Annotated in this window: 10 protein-coding genes; 5 read left to right on the top strand and 5 right to left on the bottom strand. The window is 71.3% G+C overall.

The genetic code is table 11. The features are described from left to right. Nucleotides 1-112: 112 nt before the first annotated feature. Nucleotides 113-3,238 carry a diguanylate cyclase gene (locus ACEJ41_RS02600; RefSeq protein ID WP_374013244.1) on the top strand — a complete coding sequence of 1,042 codons (3,126 nt, stop codon included), beginning with the start codon at nucleotides 113-115 and terminating at the stop codon, nucleotides 3,236-3,238. A 21-nt stretch (nucleotides 3,239-3,259) separates the two neighbouring features. Here ACEJ41_RS02600 and ACEJ41_RS02595 read toward each other — a convergent pair whose 3' ends face one another. Both ACEJ41_RS02595 and ACEJ41_RS02590 read right to left on the bottom strand, forming a co-directional pair. After that, nucleotides 3,260-5,455 carry a glycoside hydrolase family 3 N-terminal domain-containing protein gene (locus tag ACEJ41_RS02595; RefSeq protein WP_374013243.1) on the bottom strand — a complete coding sequence of 732 codons (2,196 nt, stop codon included), beginning with the start codon at nucleotides 5,453-5,455 and terminating at the stop codon, nucleotides 3,260-3,262. 245 nt (nucleotides 5,456-5,700) lie between these two features. Next, complete coding sequence (locus ACEJ41_RS02590; RefSeq protein ID WP_374013242.1) at nucleotides 5,701-6,051, bottom strand: BON domain-containing protein; 351 nt, start codon at nucleotides 6,049-6,051, stop codon at nucleotides 5,701-5,703. A 208-nt stretch (nucleotides 6,052-6,259) separates the two neighbouring features. On the opposite strand from ACEJ41_RS02590, the gene ACEJ41_RS02585 reads away from it, so the two are divergent. After that, the gene (locus ACEJ41_RS02585) at nucleotides 6,260-7,312 is read left to right on the top strand and encodes an oxidoreductase (RefSeq protein WP_374013241.1); all 1,053 of its coding nucleotides are present in this window, start codon (nucleotides 6,260-6,262) and stop codon (nucleotides 7,310-7,312) included. On the opposite strand, the gene gnd is transcribed toward ACEJ41_RS02585, so the two are convergent. Further along, the gene (gnd, locus tag ACEJ41_RS02580; RefSeq protein WP_374013239.1) at nucleotides 7,309-8,214 is read right to left on the bottom strand and encodes a phosphogluconate dehydrogenase (NAD(+)-dependent, decarboxylating); all 906 of its coding nucleotides are present in this window, start codon (nucleotides 8,212-8,214) and stop codon (nucleotides 7,309-7,311) included. The genes ACEJ41_RS02585 and gnd overlap by 4 nt on opposite strands. A 210-nt stretch (nucleotides 8,215-8,424) precedes the next feature. On the opposite strand from gnd, the gene ACEJ41_RS02575 reads away from it, so the two are divergent. Then, a complete protein-coding gene (locus tag ACEJ41_RS02575) occupies nucleotides 8,425-9,903 on the top strand; it encodes a GGDEF domain-containing protein (RefSeq protein ID WP_374013238.1) in 1,479 nt (492 codons plus the stop codon). 77 nt (nucleotides 9,904-9,980) lie between these two features. On the opposite strand, the gene ACEJ41_RS02570 is transcribed toward ACEJ41_RS02575, so the two are convergent. Continuing rightward, nucleotides 9,981-10,409, bottom strand: a complete 429-nt coding sequence (locus ACEJ41_RS02570) for an organic hydroperoxide resistance protein (protein WP_374013237.1) — start codon at nucleotides 10,407-10,409, stop codon at nucleotides 9,981-9,983. 113 nt (nucleotides 10,410-10,522) lie between these two features. Further along, a complete protein-coding gene (locus ACEJ41_RS02565; protein ID WP_374013236.1) occupies nucleotides 10,523-11,353 on the bottom strand; it encodes a polysaccharide deacetylase family protein in 831 nt (276 codons plus the stop codon). 178 nt (nucleotides 11,354-11,531) lie between these two features. On the opposite strand from ACEJ41_RS02565, the gene ACEJ41_RS02560 reads away from it, so the two are divergent. Both ACEJ41_RS02560 and ACEJ41_RS02555 read left to right on the top strand, forming a co-directional pair. Continuing rightward, on the top strand, nucleotides 11,532-12,683 hold the full coding sequence (locus ACEJ41_RS02560) for a nitrogen regulation protein NR(II) (protein WP_374013235.1): 1,152 nt from the start codon (nucleotides 11,532-11,534) through the stop codon (nucleotides 12,681-12,683). Continuing rightward, entirely contained in the window at nucleotides 12,683-13,039 is a 357-nt protein-coding gene (locus tag ACEJ41_RS02555; RefSeq protein ID WP_374013234.1) for a response regulator, read from the top strand. Before ACEJ41_RS02560 ends, ACEJ41_RS02555 begins: the two co-directional genes overlap by 1 nt. Nucleotides 13,040-13,104 lie beyond the last annotated feature (65 nt).

Raw genomic sequence — 13,104 nt, 5'->3', positions numbered from 1 at the left:
GGCTCCTACAAAAATGAAGCCGCCCCCCGCACCGCACCATGCCCGTTGCCCGTGAAACAAATACAATGCCGCCGCCGGCACGCCGCTACCGTCAACGGACCAGACTGGCCACATGGGAAACACCGGAATCCCGATCGCCGCACCGCCCACCGCGCAACGCCGGCCGAAGCAAACGCGCGGCGCGCGCCCGGCTGCAGCCAACCGGGCCCGGCTGCTGCTCGCGTCGCTGATGCTCGCCGCATTCCCCGCCGCCGCACTGGATGCCGACAAACCATTCCGCGACTACGTCGCCGACACCTGGGGCGTGGAACAGGGCCTGCCCCAGATCAGCGTGCTGTCCATCACCCAGGACCCGGCCGGCTACCTGTGGTTCGGAACCCAGGGCGGCCTGGCGCGCTTCGACGGCACCCGCTTCTTCCGCTACACCCAGATCGATGCCAGCGCACTGGGCAGCCACGTCCAGGCATTGCATGCCGATGCTGATGGAAGGCTGTGGATCGGCACATCGCAGGGCCTGCTGGTGCTGGAACAGGGGCGCTTCCGCGCCGTGCTGCCGACCGGCGCCCAAGCCAACGGCGCCAGTTTCCCGGTGCATGCACTGGCACCGGGCGGCGACGGACAAGTCCTGGTGGGCGGCGCCGATGGCGTCTACCAGGTCGATGGCGAGCGCCTGACCCTGCTGCACCCGCTGCCCGGCCCCGCGCTGAGCCTGTTGTCGCGCGCGGACGGATTGTGGATCGGCACCACCGGCCGCGTCGTGCAGGCCACCGCCGATGGCCTGCACCCGCTGACGCTGCCGGACGTGGCCGCCAGCACGCAGGTCACCGCGCTGGTGGAAACGGCCGACGACATCTGGGCCGGCACCGCCCAGGGCCTGTTCCAGCTGCGCCATGGCACCTGGCAACGCGCAGCCGGTGCCGCACGCGAAGCGGTCGCACCAATCGACGCGCTTCGTGCAGACGGCGACGGCAACCTGTGGGTGGCGATGGCCGGGCAACTGCTGCGGATCCGCGACGGGCGGATCGCCGAACGCATCGATGATGCGCCCGCCGGCAACGCCATCCGCGCCCTGTTCGAAGACCGCGACGGCAACCTGTGGCTGGGCAGCATGATCGGCGGCGTCACCCGCCTGTGGGATGGCTGGACCCGGCGCCTGGGCGCGCCCGAAGGCCTGGCCAATCCGGTGCTGTGGTCGATCGCCAGCGCACCGGACGGCGAGGTCTGGGTAGGCGGCAGTGGCGGGGTGGCCGCGTGGCGCGACGGACGCTTCGAGCGCCGCGTGACCGGTGCGCAGTTGCCGCACCCGGACGCATACAGCCTGCTGGTCGAACGCGACCAGGCCTGGATCGGCACCCGCGCCGGTGCGGCCGTGTTGCGCCACGGCCGGGTGACGGTACCGCCCGCGCTTGCACCGCTGCGCGGCGCGCAGGTCAACGGCATCGTCCGCGACCGCGCACGCCGGCTGTGGTTTGCCACCACCCAGGGGCTGTTCATGCTGCCTCCCGGCGGCGGCGCGCCCCGGCACTACACGGCCCACGACGGCCTGGCCGATACGCGTGTGCGTGTCGTCCACGAGACCGCGGACGGCCGCATCCTGCTGGGCACCTACCGCGGCCTGTACGAATGGCGCGACGACCGCATCCTGCCGCTGGGCAGGCAGACCGGGCTGACCGACGACACCATGATCAGCGCCATCGTCGAGCTGGACGATGGGCGCTGGGTGGTGGGCAGCACCGCCGGCGAGGACCTGCGCGTGTTCGACGGGACCCGTTGGCATCGCATCGGCCGTGCCCAGGACCTGCCGGGCAACATCAGCTTCTTCCTGGCCCGGACCGGGGACCAGCTGTGGGTGGCCGGCATGCGCGGCATCTACCGGCTGCCGCTGGAGGAACTGGACCGCGCCATCGCCGACCCCGGCCACCGGGTGGCCACGACCATGGTCATCAACTCCGGCTCCGACCGCCCCGGCGGCCAGCAGGACAAGTGCTGCAACGGTGCCGGCAACAGCCGCGGCCTGTTGCGCGATGGCCGGCTGTGGCTGCCCACCCGCGCCGGCGTGCTGATGGTGGACACCACGCCGCCCGCGGGACCGGCGGTGACCCCGCAAGTGCGGATCGAGCGGGTGCAGGCGCTGGGCGCGTGGCGGCTGCCCGACGCCGGCGTGCCGATGGCATTGCCGGTGGACGCGCGCGACCTGAGGTTCGAGTTCACCGTGCCGGTGTTCCGGCCTACCCATATCCCGCAGTTGCGCTACCGCCTGGCCGGCCACGAGAAGAGCTGGCGCGAACTGGACAACCCGGCGTTGCGCACGGCCAGCTACGCCCAGCTGGCGCCCGGACGCTACACCTTCGAGGTGGCCGACTTCGGCCGCGCCGATCCGCTGGCCGGGGTCGCGCGGCTGGAGCTGGTCATTCCGCCGCGCCTGTACGAAACCCTGGCGTTCCGCCTGTTGCTGCTGGCCATGCTGGGCGGCATCCCCTACCTGGCCTACCTGGGGCTGCAGCGGCGCCATGCCCACCAGCGCGCCGAACTGGAAACCCTGGTGCAGGAGCGCACCCGCGACCTGCAAGCGGCCAATGCGCGCCTGGAAGCGATCAGCTTCACCGATCCGCTCACCGGGCTGCACAACCGCCGCTACCTGTCGCGCCAGCTGCCGGCCGATCTTTCGTTCTACGAACGCGACCCGGACTACGGCGACGGCGCCGATGCGCTGGTGTTCGTCCTGCTGGACCTGGACCACTTCAAGGCGATCAACGACACCCACGGCCACGCTGCCGGCGACCGGGTGCTGGAGCAACTGGCCGACCTGCTCAACGGGCTGGTGCGCTGGGGCGATTACGTGGTGCGCTGGGGCGGCGAGGAATTCCTGCTGGTGTACCGCCCGCGCCCGCGCGGCCAGCTGGCGCAGATCGGCCAGCAGGTGTGCGACCGGATCGCCGCCCACGACTTCGACCTGGGCCACGGCACCGTCCACCGGCTCACCGCCTCGGCGGGCCTGATCGAATGCCCGGTGTTCCCGCAATTCCCGCGCCTGCTGGGCTGGGAACAACTGGTCAGCCTGGCCGACCGCGCGCTGTACCGGGCCAAGGCATCGGGCCGCAACACCTGGTTCGCGTACCGGCCTGTGCCGGATGCGCGCCCGCCCAGCGGCATGCTGGCCTTCGAGGGCGACCCGTGGTGGCTGGTGGACGCCGGATTGCTGGAAATGTACGGCGCCGACGCCACGCCCGGCCCGTGAGCAGCGCGCTGGCGCCGCAGCTCACGCAGGTGGCTGCAGCAGCTCGAACCCGGCCGGCTCCCCAGCCGCCGCCGACGGCGCGATCCACACCTCGAACCTGCCCGGCTCGGCACCGAAGCTGCCATCGGCGCGGGTAAACGCAAGCTGCCCGCGGTCCAGTTCGAACACCACCTCGCAGGACTGCCCGGGCGCCAGCGCGAGCTTGCGGAATCCCTTCAGTTCGCGCACCGGGCGCACCCGGCTGGCAACCCGGTCGTGCAGGTACAGCTGCACCACTTCTTCGGCCATGCATGCACCGACGTTGCGAACGGTGGCGCGCACCTTCAGGGCACCGTCCCACTCCAGCACCGGCGCATCGACACGCACCGGACCGTACTCGATCCGGCCGTAACCCAGGCCATGGCCGAACGGATACAGCGCCGTGTTCGGATATTCGCGCCAGCGCGCCTTGAACTCGGACATCTGCGGCGTTTCCGGGCGGCCGGTGCGCGGATGGTTGTAGAAGTACGGCTGCTGCCCGGATGCGTGCGGGAAGCTCACCGGCAACCGCGCCGACGGGCTGTACCCGCCGAACACCACGTCGGCCACCGCATGCCCGGTCTGGCTGCCCAGGAACCAGGTCACCAGGATCGCCTGCGCATCGCGCACCGCGCCCTCCAGTGCCAGCGCGCGGCCATTGCGCAGCAGCACCACCACCGGCGTGCCGGTGGCCGCCACCGCCTCGGCCAACGCCTGCTGGGCAGGCGGCAGTTCGATCCGGGTACGCGACTGTGCCTCGCCGCTGTAACGCTGCGGCTCGCCGACGGCCAGCAGCACCACGTCGGCCGCGCGCGCGGCGGCCACCGCCGCTTCGATGCCGCCTTCCAGCGCCGTTTCCAGGCCGCAGCCATCCACCACCTGCAGGCTCGCCTCCGCAGGCAGCCCTGCGCGCAACCCGGCCTCCAGGCTCACATAGCGCGTGCGGTCGCCGAACAGGGTCCAGCAGCCCTCGATGTTGTCCAGGTCGCGGGCGAACGGGCCGACCAGGGCGATGCGCTGGCCGCCAGCCAGTGGCAGCACGCCGCCCTCGTTCTTCAACAGCACGATCGAGCGCCGCGCCGCCTCGCGCGCCAGCGCCTCGTGCGCTTCGAGGTGCGAAGCATCGGCCTCGCGTGCCGGATCCAGCGAGCGGTAGGGATCATCGAACAGGCCGATCGCCGCCTTCAGCGCCAGTACCCGGCCCACCGCCGCGTCCAGCAGCGGCAACGGCACCTGGCCTGACTCGACCAGCGCCGGCAGGTGCGCGGCATAGAAGCCGCTCTGCATGCTCATGTCCATGCCGGCGGTGAACGCGCGCAGGGTGGCATCGCGGTCGTCCTCGGCATAACCGTGGGCCACCAGTTCCATGTCGGCGGTGTAGTCGGACACCACCACCCCGGGGAAGCCCCACTGCCCGCGCAGCACGCCGGTGAGCAGGGCCTGGTTGGCGCTGGCCGGCACCCCGTTGATGTCGTTGAACGCGGTCATCACCGTCAGCGCGCCCGCGTCCAGCGCCGCCTTGAACGGCGGCAGGTGCACGTCGTGCAAGGTGCCGTCGGAAATCTCCACGTAGTTGTAGTCCATGCCGCCGGCCACCGCGCCATAGGCGGCGAAGTGCTTGGGCGTGGCCAGCAGTGCGTCCGCTGCGCGCAGGTCGTCGCCCTGGAAGCCGCGCACGCGCGCGGCGGCAAAGGCGCAACCAAGCAGGGTGTCCTCGCCCGCACCTTCGGCCCCACGCCCCCAGCGCTGGTCGCGGGCCACGTCCACCGCCGGCGCGAAGGTCCAGTGCAGGCCGGCGGCGGTGGCTTCCACCGCGGTGGCTCGTGCGGTGCGCTCGGCCAGCTCCGGCTCGAAGCTGGCGGCCTCGCCCAGCGGGATCGGGAATACGGTGCGCATGCCGTGGATCACGTCGGCCGCCAGCAGCACCGGGATACCCAGGCGGCTTTCCTCCACCGCGACCCGCTGGATCTGGCGGCCCTGGGCGGCACCCACGCCGTTGAACAGGGTGCCGACCCGGCCGGCGCGCACGTCGTCCAGCACCTGGGCGGCGTTGCGCATGTTGGTTTCCGGATTCACGTCCGGCGCGAACGGCCGCACCATGTCGGCGAACACGCCGAGCTGGCCGGCCTTCTCTTCCAGGGTCATGCGCGCGAGCAGGGACTGGATTCGCGAATCGACGGGCAACGCGTCGTTGGACATGCACGGGGCGGTCGGGGAGACAACCGCTGATTCTAGCGGAGCCGCGACGTCCGCCTGCGGCGTGGCCATATCACGCTCATGCACCGGACAGGTCGGCCGCTCCACACCGGCAAGCGTGCCGGGCGATGCCGGCGTCGGACCCGGAAGGACCCGCATGCACGCATGAAAACGGCGCGGAGCCGTCAGGCTCCGCGCCGCCGTGGCAACCCGGCGTCACTCCGGGTTGCCATGACTGGTGCGCGGGATCAGCGCCCGCTGGCGGCAAGCTTGACCCGCGCGGTATCGACCCGCGAAACGCCGTCGATGTCCGTGGCGATCCGCTTGGCCTCGTCCACCTGGGCCTGGCTCTCGGCGGTGCCGGTCAGGAACACCACGCCGTTGACGGTGTCCACTTCAAGCTTGGTGCCGGACACGTCCTCGTCGGCCAGCAGGCTCGACTTGACCTTGGTGGTGATCCAGGTGTCGTTGATCGGCTGGGACGAATCGGCCTCGGCAGCAGCCTTCTTGTCCGGCTTGTTGTGGTCGTCGGCCATGGCGGCGCCGGAAAAGACGAAGGCGGCCAGGGCAGCGGCGAGGATCGGTGCATTCTTGCGCATGTTCTTGTTCTCCATTCCGGGTGGTGTGGGCGCAGTGTCGCGGCAACGCCGTACAGCGCCGGTGAACCCCGACGTGAAGGTTGTGCACGATTCAGCGGCATGATCCGCGCTTCACGCACACGGCAGGCCCGTGCGACGTGGCCGGCATTGCGGTGCCCCCCTCGGCGCGCGTGTAATGTCCAGGCCTGTGGTTTTGCCGGAGACAACCATGCCCGCCACCGTCAATGTCGCCCTGCTCGGCTATGGCCTGGCGGGGCGGGTCTTCCACGCGCCGCTGGTCAGCGCCACGGCCGGCATGCGCCTGCACACGGTGGTGTCGCGCAATCCCGATGCGGTGTCCGCACGGCACCCGCAGGCGCGGGTGCTGCCTCACCCTGAGCCGGCCTTCGCCGATCCGCAGGTGGACCTGGTGGTGGTGGCCACGCCCAACCACAGCCACGCGCCGCTGGCGCTGGCCGCACTTGCCGCAGGCAAGCATGTGGTGGTGGACAAGCCGTTCGCGCTGGATGCCGGCCAGGCGCAGGAGATGATCGCGGCGGCGGCGCGCACCGGGCGGATGCTGTCGGTGTTCCACAACCGGCGGTGGGATGCGGATTTCCTGGCGCTGCGCGCGCTGGTGCAGTCAGGCGCGCTGGGCGAGGTGGTGGAACTGCATTCGCACTTCGACCGGTTCCGGCCGCAGGTGCCGGACCGCTGGCGCGACCGCGAGGGACCCGGCAGCGGCCTGTGGTACGACCTGGGCCCGCACCTGGTGGACCAGGCCCTGCAGTTGTTCGGCCAGCCGCTGGCGGTGCATGCCGACCTGGGCCGGCAGCGCCAGGGCGCCAGCGCGGTGGACTGGTTCCACGTATGCCTGCGCTATCGGCGCCTGCGGGTACTGCTGCACGCCGGCTCGCTGGTGCCCGCCCATGGCCTGCGCTTCGCCGCACACGGGACCGGCGGAAGCTGGATCAAGTACGGCCTGGACCCGCAGGAGGACGCGCTGCGCGCGGGCGCGGTACCCGGCGGCCCGGATTGGGGCGCAGACCCGTGGCCCGGCACGCTGGTGCAGGTGGACAGCACAGGCACCGTGCGCGAAGCGCTGGCCGGGTCGCCGCACGGCGACTACCCGGCCTACTACGCGCAACTGCGCGATGCGTTGCTGGATGGCGCACCGGCACCGGTCAGCGCACACGACGCACTGCTGACGATGCAGGTGATCGATGCCGGGCTGGCCAGCGCCGGGCAGCGCCGCGAGGTCGGCTTGCCCGGTGGCGACTAGCCCTGGCGCACGCCGTGGCCGCCGAAGCGGTCGCGCAAGGCGGCCAGCATCTTGTCGGCGAACGAATCGTTCTCGCGCGAGCGCAGGCGTTCCAGCAGGGACATGGTGATGACCGGTGCCGAGACATCCAGGTCGATCGCCTCGGCCACGGTCCAGCGGCCCTCGCCCGAGTCGGGCACGTAGGGCGCGATGCCTTCCAGCGCGGGGTTGTCGGACAGGGCGTCGGCGGTGAGGTCCAGCAGCCAGGACCGGACCACGCTGCCATGGCGCCAGATCTGCGCCACCTGGGGCAGGTCCAGGGCCAGCGACTCCTTGCGCTGCATGATCGCGAAGCCTTCGGCGAAGGCCTGCATCATTCCGTACTCGATTCCGTTGTGGACCATCTTGGTGAAGTGGCCCGCGCCACTGGGCCCGACCCGGCCCCAGCCCAGGTCCGGAGCCGGCGCCAGTGCCTCGAACAGCGGGCGCAGGCGCTCGGCGACCGACGCATCGCCGCCGACCATCAGGCTGTAGCCCTCCTCCAGGCCCCACACGCCGCCGCTGGTGCCACAGTCCAGCATGTGCACGCCCCACTCGCGGCAGGTCGCGGCGCGACGCTGGGTCTGGCGGTAGTTGGAGTTGCCGCCGTCCACCACCACGTCGCCGGCCTGCAGCAACGGGCGCAGCGCTTCCAGGGTGGCATCGACCGGCTCGCCGGCGGGCACCATCAGCCACAGGATGCGCGGCGAGGGCAATGCCGCCACCAGTGCGGGCAGGGAGTCGGCCGTTTCCAGCCCGCGCCCGGCCAGGCCCTCGCGGGCGGCAGGGCCAGCGTCATACCCGACCACCCGATGCCCACCGCGTTGCAGGCGCTGGGCCATGTTGGCGCCCATCTTGCCCAGACCGATCATGCCGATATCCATGCCACCTCCATACCTTGCGGGAAGGCGCAAGCCTCGCATGGACGGGGCCATCGTGCCCACCCATGCGTGGCCGGACCCGCTTCCCCGGACGGCGCCGGCGGCGTACCGTCGCGGCTACACCTGTGCCTGTCCCAGCCGCTAAGCTGGTGTCCCCGTCCTTTTTCCGGCCGTGCATGCCGCTGCGCGGCCGGCGGAACCGGAGTCTTCCGCATGGCCATCCGCAGCACGCCTGCCGCCCCGTCCCCTGCCGCCGCCGGTTCCGTGCCGGCCGCGCTGGAGGCGGCCGCGCACGACCCGCGCGCGCTGCTGCCGGCCTTCGCCGAGGACATGGCCGCCCTGCCCGGCGAACTGGGCGACCTGGGCCGGCGCCTGCAGTCGGCCTCCCAAGGCCAGGACTGGGCCACCGCCGCGCGGGTGCTGCGCCAGTTCCTGGACAAGTATCTGCGCGGGTTTGCACGCAGCCTGGACGCGCCGGACGGGGCCACGGCCGAATCGGAGCAGTTGCGCGAGTTGCTGCGCCAGGCCGTGGGCGTTGCCCTGGCTTCGCTGCTGCAGCCGCTGCCGACCCTGGCCGACGAGTCCAGCGCGCTGGGCGGCGAACTCAAGCGCTGGCAGCCGGGCCAGGAGCTGGCACCTCTGGCCCGGCGCGTCCGCGAGCTGTGCCATCAGGTCGGCGTGCACGCAGGCGATGCGTCCGAACAGCACGCCCTGATGCTGAGCCTGTTCGACCTGCTGCTGGAGAACCTGGCCGAACTGCTGGAGGACGGCAGCTGGCTGCAGGGCCAGGTGGCGGTGGTGCGCGAGCTGCTGGCCGGCAACCCCGACCGGCAGACCCTGGAAGCCACCCGCCAGGGCCTGCGCGAGCTGGCCTACCAGCAGGGCCTGCTCAAGCGCGGGATCACCGAATCCAAGGACGCCATGCGCGGGATGATGACGACCTTCGTCGAGCGGCTGGACGGCATGTCCGCCAATACCGGCCAGTTCCAGAGCCGGATGGAGGTCCACGTGCAGGCGGTGCGCCAGGCACGCAGCATCACCGAACTGGGCCGGCGCCTGGAGGAAGTGCTCGACGACACCGCGCAACTGCAGGAGCAGGCGCAGCGCGCGCGCGCGCAGATGCAGGCCGCGCGCGAGGACATGGAAGCGGCCGAGGCGCGGGTGCGCGAGCTGGAGTCGCAACTGCGCGACGTCAGCGACCTGGTGACGACCGATCCGCTGACCGGCGCGCTCAACCGCCGCGGTTTTGCCGAACTGTACGAACGCGAAGTGGTGCGCGCCGAGCGCGAAGCCCGCCCGCTGTCGCTGGCAGTGCTGGACCTGGACGCCTTCCGCGTGCTCAACGCCGAGCATGGCCACGCCGGCGGCGATGCCGCCCTGCGCCACCTGGTGGAAGTGCTGCGCGCCGGGTTGCGCGGCAGTGATGCGGTGGCGCGCCACGGTGGCGAGGAATTCGTGCTGCTGCTGCCCGGCTCCAGCCTGGACGAGGCCACCGCGACCGTGCGCCGGCTGCAGCGCGAGCTGGCTGCGGCGCCGCTACGGCACGAAGGCCGGCCGATGACGGTGGCCTTCAGCGCCGGGGTGGCGGTGCGCCAGCTGGGCGAGGATCGCGACCACCTGGTGCGCCGCGCGGACCGGGCGATGTACGAGGCCAAGCACGCCGGCCGCAACCGGGTCATCGCCGCGCACTGACCGGGCACGGCTGCGCACGGCGCTGCACCCGGGTTTTCCCGCCCGCGCCGCAGCAGCGCCGCGGCGCGGGCCGGCACTCACTCCACGACCCGCGCCACCTCGATGTTGCCGCGGGTGGCGTCGGAGTATGGGCACACGATGTGGGCCTGCTCCACCAGCTCGCGCAGCTTGTCCTGGGCCACGCCGGGGGCGGTCACCCGCAGTTCCACCTTCAGCCCGAAACCGGTCGCATTCGGACCGATGCCGACCTGCGCGGTCACGTGCGTATCGGCGGGCAGCGCAACCTTGGCCTTGCCGGCGACCAGCTTGAGCGCACCGAGGAAGCAGGCCGCGTAGCCGGCGGCAAACAACTGCTCGGGATTGGTGCCGGGACCGCCGGCGCCGCCCAGCCCCGCGGGCACGGACAACGCCACGTCCAGCGCGCCGTCGGCGGACACTGCACGGCCGTCACGGCCACCGGTGGCCGTGGCCTGGGCGGTATAGAGGATCTTCTCGGGGGATGCCATTGCGATTGCTCCTTGGGTTCTGGGTTTGGGTTCTGGGTTTGGGTTCTGGGTTTGGGTTCTGGGTTTGGGTTCTGGGCGGAGTCCCGCCGCTGCAACAGATGCGGGGAACGCGCCTACGGCGACGCGGGGCTGGCAGATCCGGGCGGGTGGTCGCGCACCCAGCGCGCGATGTCCACGAACGGCGCGGTCCAGTACACGTCGCGATGCCGGTCCAGGTAGGCCAGCAATTGCTCGTGCGCCTGCGGCTCCACGCTCATGTGGTCGCCGCCGATGCCGTGGAAGGTGAAGGTGGCCACCGTGCCGGTGCGCGCGGCCTGCTCGACCATGGCGATCAGTTGTGCGCCTGTCACCCCCTCGGGCGCCAGCACCGGCACGGCATGGCGATCGAAGTCGGCCATGCTGGTCGCCACGCGGGCCCCCTGGCTGACCTTCATGCCGACGAACACCTCGCGCAGGCCATCCACGTATTCGCCGTCACTGGCACGGCGGTCGCCGCAGGGAGAGGTGAAGGTACGCTCGGTGCGCCCGTCCAGCGCCTGCAGGTAGCCGTTGGCGACCAGCACCTGGTCGTGCATCTGGGCCACGGTGGTGGTGGACAGGTCGCGATGGGGCGCGACCCAGCTGCGCCCGGGCATGCTGCCGTCGCATTGGTGGAACAGGCTGTGGTTGCCCAGCTCATGGCCGTTGCGCGCCAGCTGGCGCCACTCGTCCATGCGCCGCGGCAGCGTGTCCTGGCCGAGGGTGACGTAGAAGGTGGCCTTGAACCCGTACCGGTCCAACGCCGGCACCGCATTGTCGAGCTGCGAATCCAGGGCATCGTCGTAGCCCAGGCTGACCGCCGCCCTGGCACCGCCCGGCCAGGCGAAATCCTGCGCCTGCACCACGCCGGCCGCTGCCAGCCCCACCGCCACCACGATCCCCTGCAGCCTGCAACGCATGCTCATCCGCCTCTCCGCGCTCCGGTCGATGACTGCGCGCGCCCGGCCGGCAGCCTGGCGCGGCGCGCGGCGATGATCGCATGCCGCGGCACCCAGCGGACCCGCACGCATGGACGCAAACGCCCGGTTCGACCACGACCACTTAACTTTTCGTTGCCTATCGTCAGCGCTGGGGAGGACATCCATGCACATTGCGACACCAGCGCCCGCACAGGCCGATCTGGACGACGCTTCACGGCAGTTCGCCCTGCTTTTGAACTCGGTCACGGATTATGCGATCTACATGCTCGATGCCGAGGGCCGGATCCGCACCTGGAACCAGGGCGGCGAGCGGATCAAGGGATATGTGGCCAACGAAGTGATCGGCAGCCACTACTCGCGTTTCTACACCGACGAGGACGCGGCCGCCGGGCTGCCGGCCACCAACCTGAAGACCGCCGCCACCGAGGGCCGCTACTCGGCCGAGGGCTGGCGCGTGCGCAAGGACGGCACCCGGTTCCGCGCCTGCGTGGTCATCGACCCGATCCGCGAGGACGGCCGGTTGGTGGGATTTGCCAAGGTCACCCGCGACATCACCGAGCGCTTCCGCGCCGAAGAGCGCCTGCGCGAGGCCCAGCATGCGCTGCTGCAGGCGCAGAAGATGGAGGCCATCGGCAAGCTCACCCTCGGCCTGGCGCACGACTTCAACAACCTGCTGACGATCGTGGTCAACAGCCTGGACCTGATCGGCAGCCGGGTCCGCGACGGCAAGGTGAGCCTGATGGTCGATACCGCCCTGCGTGCATCCGAGCGCGGGGTGCTGCTGACCCGCCAGTTGCTCACCTTCGGCCGCGGCCAGCCGCTGGCCCCGGAGCGCCTGGACGTCAATGCCCTGCTGCAGGAGGCTGACGGGCTGCTGCGCCGTTCGGTCGGTGGGTCGGTCGCGCTGCGGGTGGAACCGGCGCCGGACCTGCCGCCGGTGGACGTGGACCGCGCCCAGCTCGAGGCGGCCCTGCTCAACCTGGTGGGCAACAGCCGCGATGCGATGCCCGATGGCGGCACCATCGCCGTGCGCACCTGCCTGCGCCACGCCAGCGACCCGGCCCTGCACGAAGCCGGCGAATCGGCCTGGGTGTGCGTGGAGGTCGCCGACGATGGCCAGGGCATTCCACCGGAACACCAGGCCCGCGTGTTCGAGCCGTTCTTCACCACCAAGGACGTGGGCAAGGGCAGCGGCCTGGGGCTGAGCCAGGTGTTCGGCTTCGCCACACAGTCCGGCGGCCACGTCCGCCTGCAAAGCGCGCCGGGCAAGGGCACCACGATCAGCGTGTACCTGCCCGCCGGCGAGGTGGCCTGATGGACGCGGTCAGCATGCTGTTCGTGGAGGACGAGGAGGACCTGCGCACGCTCATGTTCGAAGCCTTGTCCGAGCGCGGTTACGCGGTGACCCTGGCGCGCAACGGCCGCGATGCGATCGAGGCGCTGCGCGGCCCGGTGCAGTTCTCGCACGTGGTCACCGACGTGAACATGCCCGATGGCGTGAGCGGGCTGCAGGTGGCGCTGGAAGCGGCGCAGCTGCAGCCGCAGGCCAATGTGGTGCTCGCCTCCGGCTATCAGCGCGCGCAGTTGCCGCCCCTGCCCCCCGGCACCCGCTTCCTGCCCAAACCCTACCGCCTGTGGCAGCTCTTCGCTGCGATCGAGGGCCCGGCCTAGCCGGGCAACGGTTGCGTTTTCGCTGACCCAGCCCCTGGCCGACGTGGCCGGGGTGAAGCGGCGCG

The sequence above is a fragment of the Pseudoxanthomonas koreensis genome, from assembly GCF_041890415.1.
Taxonomy (GTDB): domain Bacteria; phylum Pseudomonadota; class Gammaproteobacteria; order Xanthomonadales; family Xanthomonadaceae; genus Pseudoxanthomonas; species Pseudoxanthomonas koreensis_A.
This window is presented reverse-complemented; position numbering and strand designations above follow the sequence as displayed.

Coding starts and splice junctions, on each gene's coding strand:
- ACEJ41_RS02555 (WP_374013234.1), top strand. CDS start 12,683: ATGGACGCGGTCAGCATGCTGTTCGTGGAGGACGAGGAGGACCTGCGC.
- ACEJ41_RS02600 (WP_374013244.1), top strand. CDS start 113: ATGGGAAACACCGGAATCCCGATCGCCGCACCGCCCACCGCGCAACGC.
- ACEJ41_RS02595 (WP_374013243.1), bottom strand. CDS start 5,455: ATGTCCAACGACGCGTTGCCCGTCGATTCGCGAATCCAGTCCCTGCTC.
- gnd (WP_374013239.1), bottom strand. CDS start 8,214: ATGGATATCGGCATGATCGGTCTGGGCAAGATGGGCGCCAACATGGCC.
- ACEJ41_RS02560 (WP_374013235.1), top strand. CDS start 11,532: ATGCACATTGCGACACCAGCGCCCGCACAGGCCGATCTGGACGACGCT.
- ACEJ41_RS02575 (WP_374013238.1), top strand. CDS start 8,425: ATGGCCATCCGCAGCACGCCTGCCGCCCCGTCCCCTGCCGCCGCCGGT.
- ACEJ41_RS02590 (WP_374013242.1), bottom strand. CDS start 6,051: ATGCGCAAGAATGCACCGATCCTCGCCGCTGCCCTGGCCGCCTTCGTC.
- ACEJ41_RS02570 (WP_374013237.1), bottom strand. CDS start 10,409: ATGGCATCCCCCGAGAAGATCCTCTATACCGCCCAGGCCACGGCCACC.
- ACEJ41_RS02565 (WP_374013236.1), bottom strand. CDS start 11,353: ATGAGCATGCGTTGCAGGCTGCAGGGGATCGTGGTGGCGGTGGGGCTG.
- ACEJ41_RS02585 (WP_374013241.1), top strand. CDS start 6,260: ATGCCCGCCACCGTCAATGTCGCCCTGCTCGGCTATGGCCTGGCGGGG.